At 44.2% G+C, this 18,433-nt stretch carries 18 protein-coding genes and 2 pseudogenes; 10 read left to right on the forward strand and 10 right to left on the reverse strand.

Annotated elements, in window-relative coordinates; all coding sequences use genetic code 11:
• The first annotated feature begins 23 nt into the window (after positions 1–23).
• Positions 24–380, forward strand: a complete 357-nt coding sequence (locus tag AB4375_RS18135; RefSeq protein ID WP_372052228.1) for a hypothetical protein — start codon at positions 24–26, stop codon at positions 378–380.
• Between the two features lie 160 nt (positions 381–540).
• Positions 541–741 (forward strand): annotated as a pseudogene (locus AB4375_RS18140) (type II secretion system protein); the annotation flags it as partial.
• 11 nt (positions 742–752) lie between these two features.
• On the opposite strand, the gene AB4375_RS18145 reads toward AB4375_RS18140, so the two are convergent.
• Positions 753–1,208, reverse strand: a complete 456-nt coding sequence (locus tag AB4375_RS18145; protein WP_012604166.1) for an Lrp/AsnC family transcriptional regulator — start codon at positions 1,206–1,208, stop codon at positions 753–755.
• 142 nt (positions 1,209–1,350) lie between these two features.
• Between AB4375_RS18145 and AB4375_RS18150 the strand changes: the two genes are divergently transcribed.
• A complete protein-coding gene (locus AB4375_RS18150; protein WP_372052211.1) occupies positions 1,351–3,162 on the forward strand; it encodes a PLP-dependent transferase in 1,812 nt (603 codons plus the stop codon).
• Between the two features lie 116 nt (positions 3,163–3,278).
• On the opposite strand, the gene AB4375_RS18155 is transcribed toward AB4375_RS18150, so the two are convergent.
• Positions 3,279–3,521, reverse strand: a complete 243-nt coding sequence (locus AB4375_RS18155; RefSeq protein ID WP_017059085.1) for a hypothetical protein — start codon at positions 3,519–3,521, stop codon at positions 3,279–3,281.
• Between the two features lie 406 nt (positions 3,522–3,927).
• Between AB4375_RS18155 and AB4375_RS18160 the strand changes: the two genes are divergently transcribed.
• Positions 3,928–4,977: an HlyD family secretion protein gene (locus AB4375_RS18160; protein WP_372052213.1), complete on the forward strand. Its 1,050-nt coding sequence runs from the start codon at positions 3,928–3,930 to the stop codon at positions 4,975–4,977.
• Between the two features lie 12 nt (positions 4,978–4,989).
• Complete coding sequence (locus AB4375_RS18165) at positions 4,990–6,012, forward strand: DUF2955 domain-containing protein (protein WP_372052214.1); 1,023 nt, start codon at positions 4,990–4,992, stop codon at positions 6,010–6,012.
• Here the strand turns inward: AB4375_RS18165 and AB4375_RS18170 are convergent.
• Positions 6,009–6,893, reverse strand: a complete 885-nt coding sequence (locus tag AB4375_RS18170; protein WP_017068567.1) for a LysR family transcriptional regulator — start codon at positions 6,891–6,893, stop codon at positions 6,009–6,011. The two genes, AB4375_RS18165 and AB4375_RS18170, sit on opposite strands and share 4 nt — an antisense overlap.
• Positions 6,894–7,057: 164 nt before the next feature.
• On the opposite strand from AB4375_RS18170, the gene AB4375_RS18175 reads away from it, so the two are divergent.
• From AB4375_RS18175 to AB4375_RS18185, 3 genes and pseudogenes are all read left to right on the forward strand, one after another.
• Positions 7,058–7,558 carry a nuclear transport factor 2 family protein gene (locus AB4375_RS18175; RefSeq protein WP_017068568.1) on the forward strand — a complete coding sequence of 167 codons (501 nt, stop codon included), beginning with the start codon at positions 7,058–7,060 and terminating at the stop codon, positions 7,556–7,558.
• A 200-nt stretch (positions 7,559–7,758) separates the two neighbouring features.
• Positions 7,759–8,505, forward strand: a complete 747-nt coding sequence (locus tag AB4375_RS18180) for a nuclear transport factor 2 family protein (RefSeq protein WP_372052217.1) — start codon at positions 7,759–7,761, stop codon at positions 8,503–8,505.
• 206 nt (positions 8,506–8,711) lie between these two features.
• Positions 8,712–8,849 (forward strand): annotated as a pseudogene (locus tag AB4375_RS18185) (transposase); the annotation flags it as partial.
• A 422-nt stretch (positions 8,850–9,271) separates the two neighbouring features.
• Here AB4375_RS18185 and AB4375_RS18190 read toward each other — a convergent pair.
• From AB4375_RS18190 to AB4375_RS18215, 6 genes are all read right to left on the reverse strand, one after another.
• A complete protein-coding gene (locus AB4375_RS18190) occupies positions 9,272–9,997 on the reverse strand; it encodes a metallophosphoesterase (protein ID WP_029235480.1) in 726 nt (241 codons plus the stop codon).
• 79 nt (positions 9,998–10,076) lie between these two features.
• Complete coding sequence (locus AB4375_RS18195; RefSeq protein ID WP_017059097.1) at positions 10,077–10,571, reverse strand: YcxB family protein; 495 nt, start codon at positions 10,569–10,571, stop codon at positions 10,077–10,079.
• 455 nt (positions 10,572–11,026) lie between these two features.
• Complete coding sequence (locus AB4375_RS18200; RefSeq protein WP_372052218.1) at positions 11,027–13,021, reverse strand: choice-of-anchor X domain-containing protein; 1,995 nt, start codon at positions 13,019–13,021, stop codon at positions 11,027–11,029.
• A gap of 12 nt (positions 13,022–13,033) precedes the next feature.
• Positions 13,034–14,551 carry an esterase/lipase family protein gene (locus AB4375_RS18205; protein ID WP_372052219.1) on the reverse strand — a complete coding sequence of 506 codons (1,518 nt, stop codon included), beginning with the start codon at positions 14,549–14,551 and terminating at the stop codon, positions 13,034–13,036.
• Between the two features lie 489 nt (positions 14,552–15,040).
• Complete coding sequence (locus tag AB4375_RS18210; RefSeq protein WP_372052221.1) at positions 15,041–16,138, reverse strand: nickel/cobalt transporter; 1,098 nt, start codon at positions 16,136–16,138, stop codon at positions 15,041–15,043.
• A gap of 94 nt (positions 16,139–16,232) precedes the next feature.
• Positions 16,233–16,955 (reverse strand): DUF1007 family protein, encoded by a 723-nt coding sequence (locus AB4375_RS18215; protein ID WP_372052222.1) that lies wholly within the window; start codon positions 16,953–16,955, stop codon positions 16,233–16,235.
• 475 nt (positions 16,956–17,430) lie between these two features.
• On the opposite strand from AB4375_RS18215, the gene AB4375_RS18220 reads away from it, so the two are divergent.
• Entirely contained in the window at positions 17,431–17,877 is a 447-nt protein-coding gene (locus AB4375_RS18220; RefSeq protein WP_017059102.1) for a NifB/NifX family molybdenum-iron cluster-binding protein, read from the forward strand.
• Positions 17,874–18,071 (forward strand): (Na+)-NQR maturation NqrM, encoded by a 198-nt coding sequence (gene nqrM, locus AB4375_RS18225; RefSeq protein WP_017059103.1) that lies wholly within the window; start codon positions 17,874–17,876, stop codon positions 18,069–18,071. Before AB4375_RS18220 ends, nqrM begins: the two co-directional genes overlap by 4 nt.
• Positions 18,072–18,134: 63 nt before the next feature.
• Here nqrM and AB4375_RS18230 read toward each other — a convergent pair whose 3' ends face one another.
• Entirely contained in the window at positions 18,135–18,413 is a 279-nt protein-coding gene (locus AB4375_RS18230) for a DUF134 domain-containing protein (RefSeq protein WP_029235478.1), read from the reverse strand.
• Between the last annotated feature and the right edge of the window lie 20 nt (positions 18,414–18,433).

The following is an 18,433-nucleotide window of genomic DNA, read 5'->3' on the forward strand; positions in this document are numbered from 1 at the left end:
CGAAAGATCAACACGCCCTAACTATGGAAACTGAACTCAAACTATCTGAACTCAAAGAATTGGTCACAACAAAAGATGTCATCGTGCTCACCAGCATAGAAGAGCCTGCTGTATCTTGGTTGATAGATTGCTATCAAGAGAATGCTGATATCCAAATTATCGAGAACGCACACCAACTAGATACTGAAGCGGTTTTGGCGCAATGTCGAAGCAGCCTTAACGAAAGTAAAAAGGTCATCCTTACAGCGCAGTTTCGTAGCCAACTGCCTATCATCAATATCGCTTCACTGTGTAATGAGAAGCGCAAGTCATTGATCAATATTGAGCTATTAGGCTGGGATGAAGAAAAACGCGTTCCTCAATCGTACAGTTGTTTTTAGCTGAAAGTGTTTCTGGACAATTTGCCACTGTCTCTATGGTTTTGTAATTGTCCGGGGACTGATGTTGCACTTTGCGTTTCTGTATTGGCCACTTAAGGCTTTAGTTAGATCCATTCCCAATCACTTCCAATACATGGTTAGGTGGTGATCAGTACATTGATCAGACACTTGCTCTGTTGCAGCTTGTATCTGGTTGGTACCAACAAAAGTCGCACAAGAAATTAATCAGATTGTGGACGGCAGTTCGAGCATAGAAAGCTCAGATGCGACAGGAAATATACGTTACGAAAAAGCTTTTGGTGGCGCACTTGTCTGTATGATTGGAGATGACTATCCAATGCCTTCTGCACAGTTCAACTAAGTCGTTTCTAATTATCTCACTGGCAACTTGGTCTTAGTTTTTACTTGACCAAAGGCGAAGCTCGATTCTATAGAAGCGATATTGGGTAGGCGAGTTAATTGCTTACGGATGAACTGCTCGTAGCTTTTGAGTGATTCACTGACTACATGCAATAGGTAGTCGTGATTGCCCGTCATTAGAAAGCACTCTAACACCTCGTCAATCACTTCGATGTGCTGTTCAAAGTCTCGCATGTTCTCTTCTGTCGGCTTTTCAAGTTTCACCAACACAAACACATTGACTGGCAGGCCACACGCTTCTTGGTCGACACTGGCGTGGTAACCACGAATTATCCCTTGTTTCTCTAATGCTCGAACTCGGCGTAAGCAAGGAGAGGGCGACAGCGCCACTCGATCGGCCAACTCTTGATTGGTGAGCCGAGCGTTGCTTTGCAGTTCAGCCAGTATTTTCTTGTCGATCTCGTCCATTGGCATATTCCATCAATATTGAGTTTAGTTTGGCAATATTATTGCTCAAAGTGTATGTCTTACTTCGCAAATAGCAATTTTTAACATCAGCACAAAACTAAAATTAAAGGAGGAACAACAAGCATGGAATGACTTAGGAATTATGAATACTTCAACTCAACTTAGCCCGCTGCGTAAAACCACCAAACACGAACAAGCAGAAGCCCTTGCGATTGAGCAAGCAAAGCACTTTGGTATCGATCCAAACAGTGATTACGGCGTCACGCTTATCGAACTGGCGACGACGCTGTACAAAGCCAATACCAAGACTCACGACCTTTGGGCATTGACCGTTGATGGACTTTCAGAACTCGACAAGAGTGACCGAATCGCCTGGTTTAACGCCAAACGTTTCCTGTCATTCCAGATCGCTAAGATCCTCGATAACCTGCAAAACCCGATGCGTGCCACTTACCAATCCATTGCCACCAATAATGGCAACTTTGCGTCTAAAGGCGCGTATCCTATCTTCGATAATGTGGCTGCTATTTTCTCTGCCAGCCCTGTCATTACACGCACCGCGACCTATTTGTTTGCGTGTACAGAATGGATTGAAGATGCGTTTAACGGTAAAGAGCCGCTGCACGATATTTACTCTCGACTGCTTAACCCAACCTCGATTTCACTGGCTAACCATATGGTTGATATTGAGGCAGGCTCTAGAGCCAACGAGTACCTTGCGTGGAACTTTAATTCGGGGATGGCGGCTATTGATGGGTTGTTGAGCCATTTGCTCGGGCATGAAGATATAGTCTTAGCTTCACGTAATATCTACGGCGGTTCTTACCAGTTGTTGGAAGATTGGTTTGGGAAACCGTCTAACCTAAATGTCGCGGTGGAGTGGGTGGATGGTTACTCAGGTGATGAGTTTGCGACTCGCCTAGATGAGGTTGCCGATAAATACGCAGATCGCATCGCTGCGGGTAAGAAAATCTACGTTTACCTAGAGTCACCGTGTAACCCGCATGGATACGTGTTGGATGTTGCTAGTATCAGCAAAGCTGGTCACGTTCGTGGTTGGGATGTGATTGTTGACTCAACAGTAGGCACGCCATTGCTGCATCCAGTACTAAAACGTGATGATGTGATGGAAAGACCAGATTATGTGATTCACTCCTACACCAAAGAACTGGCGGGTTCTGGCACCACAACCGCTGGGGTTGTGATTGGTCGTAATGAGACTATGTTTGTGCCAAAAGGAGATGAGGTGATTTTCACCAAACCCAATGGCGATGAGGTCACCATTCCATGGAACGAAACGCTGTTTTGGAATGTGTACTACATTAAGGGCGCATTCCTAGACGCAGACAAAGCGTTTGAAGTGCTCAATGGTATGAAAACGTATGAGATGCGAGTGGTGCAAAAAACGATTAATACACTGACTCTCGCGAAGATCTTTGATGCTCACCCAGACATCAATGTGTCGTGTCCTGCTTTGCCAGATAGTGATAACTATGAACACTGCCAGAACAACATGTACTTGGGGCTACCAGCGGCGCTTTTCACTATCGATATGGAAGGCAATGGCGACCGTGCGCCAATCAATCGAGATGGCTTCAAACAGTTCTTCGACATGCTTGAGCCCGCTATCGGCATGCAAGTAAGTTTAGGGCAAACCAATACAGTGGCGCTGTGTCCAGCACTGACTACGCACTCAGAACTCAGTGATGAAGCGCTCAATGAAGCCGGTATCAAACCGACGACAATGCGTATCTCTATTGGCTTGGAAGATCCTCGAATGTTCATTGCTCATATTGTCGAGGCGGCTAAATTGTCGATTGACCGCAACCACGTAGATTTCTCATCCAGCTTCCCGAGTGGTGACAATATCGATGAAATCTATATGCAAACTTATATGGATGTACACCAGAAGTTTGTGAAAAGCTTGCCGAAGTTCAGTCAGCTGAGTCAGTAACTTAGGTCAGTTAACAAGATTAGTCAGTTAAAGGCCGTCAATAAAAAAGCACCCAGCTGACTCAATAGTCGGTAGGGTGCTTTCTCGATGATCATATTGGTTTACCAAGTCACTTACTATTTAGGCTGGTGGCCTGTCTTCTTCGCAAGTTCTTGCATAGCCTCGGCAAACGTAGTTGTTCCGCCTTTCGCTTTAACCTGAACCACCTTATATCCTTGGCTTTCCAGCGCTTGGCGCTCTTCTAAAACGGCTTTGTCATCTGGTTGACTGCCTTGCACAGGCTGATGAATGTAATACCCTTCTAATTGACCATCTTCGACCAGTTGGTGGTGTTTCAGTGCATTGATATCAAAATTCATAGTAAGTCTTTTCGCTTTAAATGGAGAGTCTCTGTGGCAAAGGCCGCGAGTCTTTATAATTTTATGGTTTGTACAATAGGCATTTTAACCATAAGAAGCTAGCGAAAATTAAGCAATCCAATGGAATGAAGTCGGGTGGTCTTACTTCTTCAATCTCTTATTGAACGCTGGGAAGGAAAGGGGAGGAACTGAATGCGAACGTTTCAATACACCCTTATCTGACCTTTTCGTTCAACCATTGAGCGAAATCGGTACAAATCATCAACCTTTCCAAATGTGGAATCCTCACTTCTTTTATTGGCTCTGTTTTCCATTTGTGAATGGTTATAACCTAGTTTTCGTAGAAAAGAGAATCGAATAAGCCGTGAGCGCGGCGCTTTATAACGAATGAAAACTAGGTACAAGCATGAACGAAAACTTTTATAGATACGCGATTTACACTGTTTTTTCAGCGGCAGCATTGTTCTCCGCTTTTTTAGTCACCTCAGATAATGTTTCCCCTTTTACCACTCAAGCGACTTTGTATCGTAACGTCGCGACCATTGCGCCAGAAGTGTCCGGCGTAATTACCGACGTCATGGTTAGTAATGGCGAGTTGGTTGAAAAAGGTCAACCATTATTTGCTATCGATGCCAGCAGCTACCAATTGAAAGTGGCACAAGCGCAAGCCGAACTGCATCAAGCGCGTGATTCTGACTCAGCGAAATGGCAGCAATTAGCAGCAGCGAAACAAACACAAAGCCAACGAGAATTCGAATATCACAACGCGAAACAGAAACTCGCACGTAACCAAAAACTGCGTAACAAAGGGCTCGCGACGGAACAAGATCTTGATGATGCAATCACCAATACACAAGTTGCGAGTAGTGCGGTTGAAGCTGCGAACGCGGAAGTGAAACGCATTGAGGTTGAGTTATCGACCCAAGACCGCACAGCGGCCATTGAATTGGCAGAAGCAAAACTTGCCAGTGCGGAACTGGATTTAGGCCACACTCAAGTCGTCGCGCAAACGGAAGGCGTCGTGACCAACTTGCAATTGCAATCGGGTAGTTATATCACTCAAGGCACTTCATCATTGCTGCTGGTGGACGAAGCTCATGCGTGGATCAGTGCAGACTTCAATGAGAAAGGCATTGATAAGCTTACTAATGGCCGCGAAGTTTTGGTCTCTTTTGATGCGCTACCGGGCAAAGTCTTTACGGGTGAAGTGAGTAGCCAAGAGCGTGCGATTTACGACACCAATAATGCCAATGGCAAGCTGTCTAGCGTGACTAATGATACGCGTTGGATCCGTGAGCAACAGAAAGTACGTACCCGCATTACCGTTAACGAACTGGATCCTTCGATGATCTCAGGTTCACGAGCGAGTGTGATTGTTGAAAGCGGTAACCCAATAATGCACGTTATTGGCTCGGCTTGGATTCACTTGGCTTCAACATTTCGCTACATCTATTAGTAGGAGATGACTATGTGGACATTCGAAAACACTGCACAGGGTCAGTCTCAACGTAATGAAGCGCTGCGCGTCGCACTTACTGTGACGATTTGTATGGTGTTGGGAAAGCTACTAAACCTAGACTCTCCCGTTTATCTGGCGTTGTATCCAACCATCATCATGACCAAGAATAAAGATTACTCTTGGCTTGGCCTGATCCGTACTTTGTCACCCACTTTATTGGCTGCAAGTACAGCGCTGGTGGTGACTGAGGTATTTTCACAGCATCCGTTTGTGGTGTGGACCATTAGCCTGTTCTTCTTCGATTTTATGCGTCGTCGAGCTACTACACCGGCAAAGAAAGGTCAAATGTTGATGCCAACTTTCAACTGGATTTTGATTGTCGTGTTTGCTCAGCACACCACCATGGATATGCCGATGCGTATTCATGAAATTTTGTTATCCATGTTGATTACCATGGTAGTAGCAAAAACCATGGTGGCTCTGTTCCCTGTTGAGCAAGGAAGCAAGCCTCCTGTATTTAAAGAACAGCCTGTCACATTTGAGAACAGAGCAATTTCACTCACGTTGATTGGTCTTGGTTTGGCATTCTTGATGATTGTCGACATCATCTCTGCAACGTTCTGCATGGTGCCAGTGATTGCTGCTGCAACCCAAACCACACACAAAAGCTTTATCGACGTGGTTGACCGCCGTTTTCAAACTCAAGTAGGCGGCTGTGCAGTAGCCGCGGTGTTCACCTTGTTGATGGCAGGGCATCAGTCTACATTCGGTTACTACACCATAGTGTTGGGTTTATTTGCCTTTATGATCACCGCATCAATGGCCAAAGCGAAAGGTTCAGCCAGAGACGTTCATGCCGATGCGTTATTAGCGACCATGCTGCCGATTCAGTTGTACATGACCAGTAGTAATTTGGGGTTGGAAAGTACCTTCCTACGCGCTTGGGAGCTGACTGTGACTTTGTTTGTGCTGTGGGCTTTGTGTCATTTTGTTCGTAAGCCTAATGGTGAAGAGCCGGCACTCGTTCTCTAATAATCAAATCCGGCCAACCGATTATGGTCTGATTTGATTGCGCCTTTCATAAAATTAAAAAATGCTTTTACTCTGGCTGAATCTTCTAAATCTTTATGAGTCATCATCCATAGGTCTGTATTTTGGTGCATCACTTCCATATCTACTCTTTGCAGAGTTCCCTCACTGTTACCTAAAAAGCAGGGTAAGTAGGCTAACCCCATCTGATTTTCAGCGGCGATGATCAGGGGCTCAAAAGAGTCGGCTTTCATGACAATTTTGTCTTCTGAAATCAGTTCAGAAACCTGTAGCGAAGCACTGCCTCTATGCATCATTAACCAAGAAGCAGACTTTAAGGGGTGCTTACTCTTAAGGCCATTTATATATTCTGGCGATCCGTAAACACCAAACGCAATTTTACTTAACTTGGTCCCAACCAAATGGGCTGGCAACTCATTTGCCGGGCGAATCGCGATATCTGCATCTAGGTGCGAAATATCCAATTGACGAGATGTGAGGCTGAGTTCTAACTGAATTTTTGGATAAAGCCGATGAAAAGCAGCCAAATGAGTACCCAGAATGAGACGAGATAAGGCGTCGGTCGTCGTTATTCTTAGCGTTCCTTCTAGCTTCAATTCCTGTCCAAAAACCTTGTGTTCCAATTCTCTTACTGTGGATTCGATAGCGAGAGCTGACTCCAGAAGCTTTTGTCCTTCAACCGTTAGTTTGTATCCGGTAGGAAGTTTGTGGAAAATTCGTAATTTGTGACGATACTCAAAGGTGTCAATACGACGTAAAACGGTGCTGTGGTTTACACCAAGTGCTCTTGCCGCGGCCGACAGGGATCCTTCATTCGCCACTGTTAGAACATATTGTAGGTCATCCCATCTTATGTTGTGCATTTGCGCATATCCAATGTGTTCAATTAGTGAGTTTACCAAAAATTTAGCACAGCTATAGTTATCTCAACAAGGCAACAAACAGAACTGAAGTTCAAAGCATGCACTGATGGCACTTTTAATCTCCCACGCATTGAGCTTCAAAATTGACAATCAGGAGAAAGAAAATGTTAAAGAAAAATCTACTTATCGGTCTAGCGAGTCTTCTGGCTTTCTTTCAATTCACTCCAGCCTTTGCAGATGAAACAAAAGCAGTCGATTCAGCAAAGACACTAGAAACGGCTCAAGCATTCTTATGGGCGGCAGGCTCAGGTGATATGGCAAAACTCGAGTCATTAATGGCCGATGATTTTGTCTGGCACAACGAAGGTGACGCCGACATCCCTTGGATCGGTAACTGGGAGTCAAAAGAAAAAGTGCTCAACACTTTCTTTCCTCTATTTGGCGCAGGTTTGAAAGTCACAAGCTGGTCAACAGACTATAGTTTTGTAAACGGCGACCAAGCAGTATTCATGGGCAGCATGAGTGCCATTGCGAATGAATCTGGTGTAGACACGGGTAAATTCAGCTGGGCGGTTCGAGTTCAGGTTGAAGATGGCAAAGTGAAGAGTTGGAACTGGTTTGAGGATAGCTACGCAGTATCTAAAGCTTATCACGCCAAACAGTAACCACAGTGACCAATTAGGTTGTAAAGGCTCGATATGCTGTAGACGTATATCGAGCTTAACTTGGTTTTGAATAGCGACGCGAAGAGCCTATTATTTAACAATCCGACAGTTAAAAGGACACCTGAGACAATCTAGTTTTGAGTTTCAGTGTACGAGCCAAATAACGTACTTTGGCACTATTAAGTTTGGAGAAACTATCTATGAGCAATAAGCTAGCGAATGCGACTAATCTGTATATGGAAGGTATCCGAGATGGTCATGCATTAGAGGCGGTAACGAAGTACACCGGTCAACGTTATACTCAACATAGCACTGGGGTTCGCAACGGTATTGATGGTTTTGTTGAGTTCTTCGAACCGTTCTTAAAACGCTGCCCTGTTAGAGACATAAAGATCATACGTTCAATCGTCGATGGCCAATTCGTGTTTGTTCAAGCATTCCAAGATATTAATAATGGCGAATATAAGTGGGTGACTACGGATCTATTCGATACCGATAATGACGATAAAATTATTGAACATTGGGATGTGATTTCTGCCTTCGAAGCTCAACTGACGGAAGGGGAAGGTCGACTGCAAGGGCCAATCAATCATACTGACTTAGATAAAACAGAGGAGAATAAGAACCTTATCCGTGATTTTTTATGTGATGTCATGGTACTAGGGCAGAAAGACAAGCTATCAAAGTATCTCCAGCACGAAGAGCTAGCCGTTTATCAAGCCTCAGATGTGAGCCCTTTAGATAGCTATATTGGTGGCTATGACCAAGTGTTCAAGATTGTCGGTCAAGGTAACTTCGTAGCAGCTTACAGCCGAGTTATTGATAATGGTCTCGAGGTTGCGCGTTTTGATCTATTCCGAGTTGAGGGAGGTCAAATTAAAGAGATATGGGTAAACCAAGAGCCCGTGCCACCAAAAGCAGAATGGGTAAATGGCGGGAAGTTCTAGAGTCGCTTTAAGGGAGTTACGCCAATAATGCTATCGCTAAAACAAACCGAAAAAGCGCATCCTTGCTAACCTTACTGGTTGTGTGTGTTTAACCTCTTGAATCTTAGCCAACATGTTTTGTGATGGAAGAATATTTACACTGTTTTACAACTCGGCTTAACGCTCCACAATGCAATCGCGCCCTTGAGATTTTGCGTCGTATAGGGCGTTATCCGCTAAACACCTGCACCCTAGAAGGGATAAACAACAAGATAAAGCTAATCAAGCGAATGGGGTATGGGTATCGAGATACCGACTACTTCTTCTTGAAGATAAAAGCGGCTTTCCCCGGAAAGCCGCGATGAACCATAAAAAAGCGCTAACTTGCGCCTATATTGCTTTTATTATCAATCACAAAGACCTTGCTAGCAAACCTTAGGGTAATAACGTTTGCAAGGCTCTGGTCACTTGTGAGAGTGGGGCGATAATCCTACGTATTCAGCTTTCAAGCTTTCTGTTTTCTAGATAATTCTTTTTCAAACTTTTAGTTTTCGAGCTCTTCGTTTTCGAGATTGCGCCGAACTAAATCGTGCATTTGTTTTACAGTCATCAGTGCTAACCAGGTAATTTCTTCTACTGAACGTTGACCCGTTGTGGAAGTTGGGTTGTGGGCTTCAATCACAGATTGATAAATTGAATCGCCGCAAGCCTCTTCTATTGGCATAGCTCTATATAGTTTGGTTTATTTGAAAGCTAATCTATGAGGTTTAAGACAGTAAGATAGGGTTCAAAAATAGACAGCTTGGTAGTTGATGGAATCAGTACAGAACGAGATTCGACTTAATCCTATCTTCTCGCTGCGATTGTATTCATTGATCGAGTGGTCAAAGCCATAGGCTGTCGACGGGGCCATATATTGAGTTATGCCTTGCTGTGTCGCTGTTATTTCATCATGGCCATGACCGCAGAACACGTCACGAACGCGATATTTTCGAAGCACTTTCATCACATCAGTATCGTTCTCTAGGCGGATCGCTTTCATCCAATCTGCACCGACTGGAATGACAGGGTGGTGAACAACCACGATAGGATCATTGGCCTTTCTCAATTGTTGTTTTAGCTGAGCCATGCCGCGGTTATCAATACGCCCTGAACCAAGTGGGTGGCGGCTGTCTAGCGGCTTGAAGCTTGAGTCTAGGAACACAAACTCTCGTTCACCGATGGTGGCTTTGTCGGTGACATAAATCGTCGAGCCTTTTAGCTCTGTGCGCATTAAGCGAGAGTCATCATGATTACCCGCAATCACGTAAATGGATTGGTCGCTAATGTGTTGCCTAATGAATGCCTCTAATCGAACGTAGTCGCCAGACTTAGGGTTACAACAAATATCACCAGTCAGAAAGATGGTCTTGCATGCCGTGTCTTTGTTGACGTATTCCAGTGCTCTGCGCAGGTTCTCATAGCTGGATTCATCGGAAAGGTGGCAATCACTGATTTGGTACACGGTATTCATTGTTATTGCCCGGTAATTCGATACGTAGAATTAAAAGTGATAGAAAAATGCCTGCTAAATCAGCAGGCATTTATTGGTGTTATTTCGCTTTTGATGCGGCGTGGTGTTCAATCATGAAGGCAATAGCTTCATCGTTTAAACAAGATTTACTCACATATTGGCGCTGTTTACCGATATGCAGGATAAAACCAAGATCGGTCTGCTCAAGTTGGTCGATGTCACTCCACGCGATGGTGTTGGTCGCTTTGTGGTTTTTGTAACTTACTCCGTTAGCGTCACCTTGAAAGACAATTTTGCTGCCTGCGCCTGAGCTGATTTTTTGTCGCCATAACCACCAGGTTCTTTTGCAGTACACACTGAATGCTTCAATCACACTCAAAACAATAAAGAACCAGCCTACATAGCCGTTAGGTAATAGTTCAAATTCCAGTAGAACCACACCAAAAATAAGAAACAGTATTCCTTTTAAGTAGGCTTTTGGAAATTGAGTCGGAAGGCTAGTTTGATCATAACACTCCGCGAAAAACGTCTTGTCGAGTTTGTATTCTGTAGTGAAACCGGGTTCTTTAGACATGTGAGGCTACTTTATGGTTCTCTGTGAATGGGCTGTCAGTGGGCAGGTGTCCCACGCTGCAATTTTGCAACTTGATTATTGTATCGCTTCTCACTGTTTTTATTTAGATATTTTGGCTCTGTTTTGTAAATCGATGATACTTAACGGGTCTATTCTAACTTTAGCTATCAGACTAGTGTAGGGGCATCTTTAAAGTCACCTAAAAAATTGGTGATGGGATGGATAGACCTGTGGAGTCACCCGGTTGTTGGGACTACTGGCATTTTTGGATAAAACTTCGATCTCATTTTGTTGGTTGATGGAGTCTATAGTGATTAGTGTGCTTTATCACTGCTGTTGAGGGTGCTCTAACAGAATAAATATATGAAGCTTGCAAAGTTCATCACCGTTCACTCTGAGAGGCCATGCCCAAAGCGATACCTTGGGCATGGCCTTATTCTATTTCAGTTTTAGGATCAGTACTCGATGAATAATGACACCTGCTTAACGTTAATGAAGAAACTTCTTTCATAGGGAGAAGAGGTAAGAGCAATATCTAGTTTGTTCAACCCAGACACTCTCTTCTCATTTAATGCTTCTAATAGTTTAGAGTTGGTAAACCTAAGCGTTTGACCTGCTTCTACGTTGTTGAATGTAGTGAGTGGATTACTCCATGCTGCACATATTGTAAAAGACTCACAGAACGTGTCGTAATCCAGTGTGTTTGGAGACCAAGTTTGATTAACGATATGCGCAGTCACATTGTTGAATGGAAATTGAAGGGTTGAATCTCCGAAGTCAACAATAAGCGTAGCCTGTTTGATTTTCCCTCGAACCTCACTTAAGTCAAAACTCGCTAGTGTTTCGTAGTCGTATGGGATTGAAGCTCCCGCTCTCAAGTAACCACCGACACGATGTTGCGTAACTTGTGTTGCCGGGGTTGCTTGCCAGTTTTCTCTTTCCAAACCGAATAGGTTAGAGGGGAGGGTCACATTCACTGGCGGACTGAAATCAGAGGTTTGGTATGGTGGAGTTTGACCGAGAACTCCTTGTCGATAGGAGTCAACGCCACTGTAGATTAGCAGTGCGTTCAGTTCATAAGGACCATCGGCTTGCTTAAACGTGTCACCAGGAACGGTAAACTTGATGGTGTTTTCGCCAGCCTCAAGCGGTTCTTGGAAACTCACTAGCTCTAAATACTCTCCGGCTGCACCAACGATATTTACCGAACCTGTGTAAGTTCCACTGCGCGTAACATGGATAGGAAACTCAAAACTCAGCGAATCAATGTAGGTTCCATCTTGCGACATAGTCGGTGTGGTGACTAAACTCCCCGTGACTTCAATCGGTTCGCGGCAACGCTCAAAAGATGCTAAATCAATAAATTCTTCAAACTGAATTCGAGGGGCTGAAATTCGTATGTCATCTTGAGTGATTGCGTAGATGATCGTCGGGTTGGAGGTCAAAGTAGACGCTGAATCAAACGCGCCAAAAATATCTTCAGTTGAGTACTGTAGAGTGACGATTTGCTTCGCAGGTTTGAGTTGCAGACGTTTGCTTGTGTTCAGCTCGTCAATTCCATCGGTGAGGTAACCATGAATGGCAAAATCCCCCGCGGATTTAACATCAAGTTCCAAGCGCTGCTCTAAGGCAATAACACAGCCTTCAGAGGAAAACAGTGGAGCGAGTGAGAGGCTGACAAATTCAATGTCAGAGGGTAGTACGTGGATTTTTTTACTTGTCTGGCGAGTGATAGTTGTTCCATATTCTTCAAAAGACGTTATGCCTTCAATTAGATAATCCCCTTCAGCGGGTGGAACGAAAATATTGCTGTAGACACCATCTTTAGCAATAGCATCGAAATTGACACCCTCATCTTTAAGCGTCAGGCGTGTTTTTATTCCAGCTTCATCAATGATCACTGCGCTGGTTTGGGCACCTGTGATTGGATTCCCTTTGTTTGTCAGTAATGCAGAAACGGGAACTGGTTCACCGACCACAAATTGGTTTGCAGCTATCGCCATGCCAAACGCAATAGGGGATTGGATCGCAACCTGAGCAATAATTACTGTGTTGTAACTTGGGTTTGGAAAATCAACGACGATCTTCCATTCGCCAGGTTCAGGGTTAGTTACTTCAGGCAAAAATAAATAGCTGCCCGGTAGCGGCGGACTTTGTGTGTCACCTGAAAGTATGTTCGCTTGCACATCATTGGATGATGTTGCGACTTGCCCGTTAGGCTTGACTAAATATACGGTTGCATCATCCAACGGCACGATGATTTCTGCTTTTAGGGCTTCCGCTTTGTCGATGGTAAATAGCATTGTGACTTCGTTATCGTTACTAGTCACTGGTTGAGATAGTGTCGTGTTTGTACTCATCCCAACGGGTATTGCATTACTGGCGATAGCCGGTGTGATGAAGGTACAGAAAAGACTGAACACCATCACTAATTGCTTGATGAATTTCATTGTGGCCACTCCTTAGCGCATTGAAATAATTTGTTGTAGAAAACGTTCAACGTTTTGTCCCGTTTTCATTGTTGAGTGGTTAGCCAATACGTTACCCAATGCATTGGTATAACTTGGGTTAGCGCTTGCCAAGGTCACAACAACATCATTTTCTTGCGGTACTGTTTGAATGGCTTGGTAACTGACTATGGTGATTGGATGAGCTTGTGGTCCATGCACACTTGGCATTGTGACCGGTTGAGTTTGAGTATCGAGGTAGGCCGCAGAACTAAAGCTTCTTAGCGCCTGCCAAGCGGTAACGCCTGCCCAACGCGATCCCCATGGGAATAGGCCAACGATATCAGGATCTTTCTCAATAACACCGTCTTGGTTGAGATCGGCATTTGCCCCAATAGAAAATGTATTTGCAATATTGCCGCGAGTACGCATTTGGATCGCGTTTGATGCTGTATCCGTTGTTAGATCACGGATACCAGGCATTTTAGGACCCGCAAACGGAATATTTGGGAGTTGCATGTACTTGCCAGCGTAATTATTTGGATCGGTACTGACGTTACTGTAGATATCGGCGTAGTGGTCCATTTTTATCACCGACAAATCTGCTGCGACGCTACCAAGGTGAGGTGTGGAGAAAGTAGAAAGGGAGGTTATCTCAAAGGAAGGGCTAAGTGCTTTGAGGTTTTGGGTATCTAGCCCGCCTTTACTGTGTGCAATGACGTGAACTTTGTCGGATTTCAACTCATCGAGAAAACCCTGAATTTTGTTGTTCAAGATATTAGCGTTAGTCGCTGTGGTTCCATTTTTGTCAGCAGAGAAACGAGTATAACGAATGCCATAGTCATCAAGTGTAGAAAGCACGCCTGGAGCCGTATCATCATCCCAAGTGTCTGATTGTGCAGCAATGCCATGAGCAAGAATCACAGGAATGGCAACATCAAACTCGATTGAGACCCAATCGACAGACATACACCAGTTGTCTCCCGTATTGCCAGTATCAATATCGACGCGAATCTCATTGTTTTGGCCGAACTTGACATCACTGATATCGACTTGAAGGTTAGTATCCGTCCAACGGTTATCAGCGCCTTGCAGCGTACCTAAAGACTTTCCGTTAAAAGATACGATATCTATTTCTGGAGCAATATTACTGACGTTGGCATTGGAGTCTATGTCGAAGACCGGCATGCTGATCCTTGCGTTAGAACCGATAACGCCTTTTTGCTGCATATCGCCCAGTTTACTCGGAGCAATTCTCCCGTCACTTTGTAAAACGTTGGGGCTGACGACCATAGGAACAGGTAAAGAGATAAGTAGAGGTCCGCCAGAAGCATAGGTACAACCGGTATCCAGACCAGGACCCGAATTCACAACATAAACGCCGAGTTCTTCTTGCGGTGGGGCTATCCCAGAGCTTTGTGAGCGCATCGAAAAATTACGCAATTCGTATGAATCAGGTATATCTTCGGCACTCGCGAAACTCGGAGAAAGTAACAAAACACTGAGCGTGGCGCTCGGAATGTATAGTTTCATTTGTTTACCTTTGAGTATAGGTTATCCAAGAATTTGGTTGAAGAAAGCTCTATCTGTAGTTGTAAGGTAAAGGCTTGGAGTTTGATGTGAAATTTATTGGGTATAATTTCGGCTTGTTACTCAATTGATAAAACTGCTGCTCTATTTTTTTTCAAAATAGGAAGAGTGCGATCGCAGTTTCTGGATTGCGGAAGTTATGTCCTTATTTTCAAAAGGAGGGGGATAGTGCTCTAATATTGTTAGAACAATCTAAGTTAGTTTATGAAAGAGTAGCTAAGAATAGGAAAATCAAAGTTGGATGTAGGTTTGTTACAGAACTACATAGAGCGCGCTGTTCTGAATGGCTGACTACTAACCTAACTGGCTGTGCAAAGTTAGGTTAGTAGAAATTATGTGGCTGTTAATTCAGATTTGAGAGATAAGGGCTAGTGTTTTTTAGTAAAAATGGTAAAGGTCGCAATAAACTGAGGTTTGTTATTACATCGTTCGCTACATAGTGAAAACAGGCGACATACCGCTGTCTTGTCCACTCATTAGCAACAAGCCAATTAAGACAAGTAAAACACCACCGAATAGCTGTAAATAATGACCTGCGGCTTTTAGTGAAGCACTGTTATTCTTGTTACCTGCTGCCAAATAGCGTTTTACCAAGTTCTTGCCTGTTAGTGTCATTATAGCAATCGTCGAGGTTGTGAAAGCAGTACCAATCGCCATGGCAAAAGCACTGACAACACCCATCCAATATAGGCCAACCATGTTTGCGAAAAGCAGTACCATGATGGCTCCGGTGCACGGTCTTACGCCAATCTCCACTATAATTCCAACATATTCTCGGAGCGTTGAGGCTTTGTTGATTGCGTCTGCATCGGCTACATGCTGGTGGCCGCACCCACAGTCGGCATGAGAATGATCTGCATGAGTGTTAGCTGCGGCTTGCATTGTGCTAGTAGCGTCGATTATCGGAGAAGGGGCTGATATTGATGAACGAAGTGCCATTGGCGAACGCGCTGAAATTGTCGCAGCTGTGTCTGTTGCGAGTGTAGTGATGGCTTTCACTTTCAGCTTAGGCTTACGCATAGCGGTGTAGATGTTTTTCAAAGCCTTCCAACATATAAGCGCGCCGACGACCGCGACTAAGGCAAAGCTTAATGAAACAAACATATTCGCTTTGTCATTCACTACTCGCATGGAAGCACTAAAGCCCCACAGCAACACGCTTACTAGTAAGATTGCGACCAATGCTTGTAAAAAAGCGGAGACGACCGTAAGCACTAAACTCGCCTTGGCTTTGGTTGGGTGAGTCGCTAAGTAAGTCGACACGATAACTTTGCCGTGCCCAGGCCCCAAAGAATGAAGCATGCCATAGATAAAGCTGAACCCGATAAGGTAACTGCCTGCGCCCCAAGGGTTGGATTTAGCTTCATAGAGCAGGTCTGCAAGTTCTGAATTGACTTCTCTTTGCCATTGAATGCTAGAGATAACTAACGATGGCCACATGGACCACAGTTGATACGCACCAATAGCAATAAGCACGAACGCGCCAGCACCAATGAGGTAGTGATTGATTTTGGATTGATTTTTCTTCATTTAACAAGAACCTATATCTGAAATCTTTCTGTTAATTAGTTGCCATGCTTAATCAGCTAGACGCTGACTTAAAGGCTGAAACGAATCACTGCGACTAAGAAGCGGGAACCGCCGCACAATGAAGCTCAACCGATTGTGTAAACAGTTGGCCTAGCGTGTTATCTGGATCTGCATCGACAGGTAAAGACATTGCATAACTCATTTGCTCTGGCGTCGGGTTAGGCTCGATTAATTCTAAATGGCATTGTCTTGCTAGTTCAGGTGACAATGTCACGTCGCTGTTGGATAGCCACGACATGTCGACAAAGTAACTAGGGTCAAAAATCAATACGCGAAGCGAGTTTCGTGTCACAGGCTTAGGTTTAGAAAGTGGTAGGTCAAATGTTAGAACCATCTTGGCTTTATCACGCTCAAACTTTGCGTTCTCAACCACCTGATATTTGATGGGCTCTTCACCATCATAAAAGTACGTGAAGTAGTGCTCGTACATAATGTTTTCGATTACAGACGCAGCGAGCTTTTTGAATGTTTCAGTTTCTGTATCGGCAGAGACGTCTTCTCCATCCAACATGTACATCGAGGTCATTGCATCAAAAGACCACTCCATAGAGAGACCGGTGATCATGCCATTCTCTCCCTCAATATGAGTTTTCATCTCTATCCAAGAGTGAGGGTGGGCATATAGATTTGGCGCAAAACACAATAATGCTAGGCCAACAGTCAAGCCCTTGAGAGAGCGAAAGCATGTCGAGAAACGGCTTACATAGCGTGTGGAGAGGCGATTGATGACATCGATTAGAATAAGTGGCTGTTTCATGAGAAATGATGGTAATTTAGTGTGATGTTATATTATAACAACCCGATGCGTTGTTCACTTCAAATTATAAGCTTGTTTACATTGAAGCCGACTGCAATTCTTGATTTTCAATCCAACCTATTTTTCCTATAAACATCTTTGATTGGTCCCTAATTCGACATTATTCAGACTAGTGTGTGACGTTGAATAGTCGATTAAGCTCTCGGTTGTGCGAGGCCTTTTTGTAATGGGTTTGAGCTTGGCTCTTGATAACAGGCATTAACAACGCAAAAAATACCCCCAGTAAAAATACTACCCCCTAGTATATATGGTTATTTGAAAGGTAACTGAGATAGGCTGAAGATGACGCTAAGTTTGGGTGCTTGTGATCTTAGTTATCGATCCAGTAAATCTTATTTTTCACATGATAGTTATTGGCATATGCCAATAATGGGGCGTATGCTGAACTCCTGATCATCAATAACAGGAAGTTACTATGTTATACGCAGTACCTTGTCGCGACCTTCATGTTGGCAACCACTTTGCTCGTTCCCCACAGATCGCGATTGTCGATGAACAACGACAGATAAAACAGATTGTTCCTTTGATTGACTCCGACACCTCTTGCAATAAAAAGAAGCAATGGATTTCGGTTCTCCGTTCTTACGATGTGAAATCTGTGGTGGTTCGTTATATTGGTAAGAAGATGCTGGCGCACTTGTTCAATAACGATATTCGAGTCTTGGCATCGACAGGTAAGGCAGAAATCGGGGCTTTGGATTTCGACAATCTACGGGAAGTGACCGATCTCGATTATGGTCGCGAGCCGAGAAATAGTGGGTGTGGCAATAAAACGTGCGGCGAAAACGGGCACAAAAAACAAGCTTCGATTCTAATGGTACAGCCTAATCAGCTAGGTGCTATTCGAGGGTTCCGACAATGACCTTTTTGTTGACGCTATTGGGGTTTGTCGGAGTCGTTACATTGATGGCGATAGGCGTGATTTTTTCGCGCAAGCCAATCAAAGGCAGCTGTGGAGGATTGGCGCAGTTAGATATTGAGCGTGAATGCAATTGCAAGGATGTGTGTGAAGGGCAAAGCAAAAAGCTGTATCAGATTACTGAGCCATCAAGCTAAGTATCGAAGTAAGCATCAGAGTTCTCGCTCACTGAGTTAAATAACTTCTGGCTAACACGTTAATTAACTACTTTGAATCACCAACGCGTGACCATTGACGATGCACTTGGCGACTTTAGCTCGTGCACGCTTGATAATGTTGCCGAACGTTTGGCGAGACACCTGCATTTGTTCAGCGGCTTCAAGCTGGCTCAGGCCTTCTTGATCAGCCAAGCGCAAGGCTTCGAGCTCTTCCAATAGCAATTCTTCTTTATGAAGCTCATCCATAGGAACACCATTGGGCTTAAAACAAGAGTAAGCCGTACGGGTACACAACTGGCGATGTTTTTTTGGTCGAGCCATATCAATCTCTAGCAATCTAT

This window comes from Vibrio sp. 10N.261.51.C6, from assembly GCF_041471785.1.
Taxonomy (GTDB): domain Bacteria; phylum Pseudomonadota; class Gammaproteobacteria; order Enterobacterales; family Vibrionaceae; genus Vibrio; species Vibrio crassostreae_C.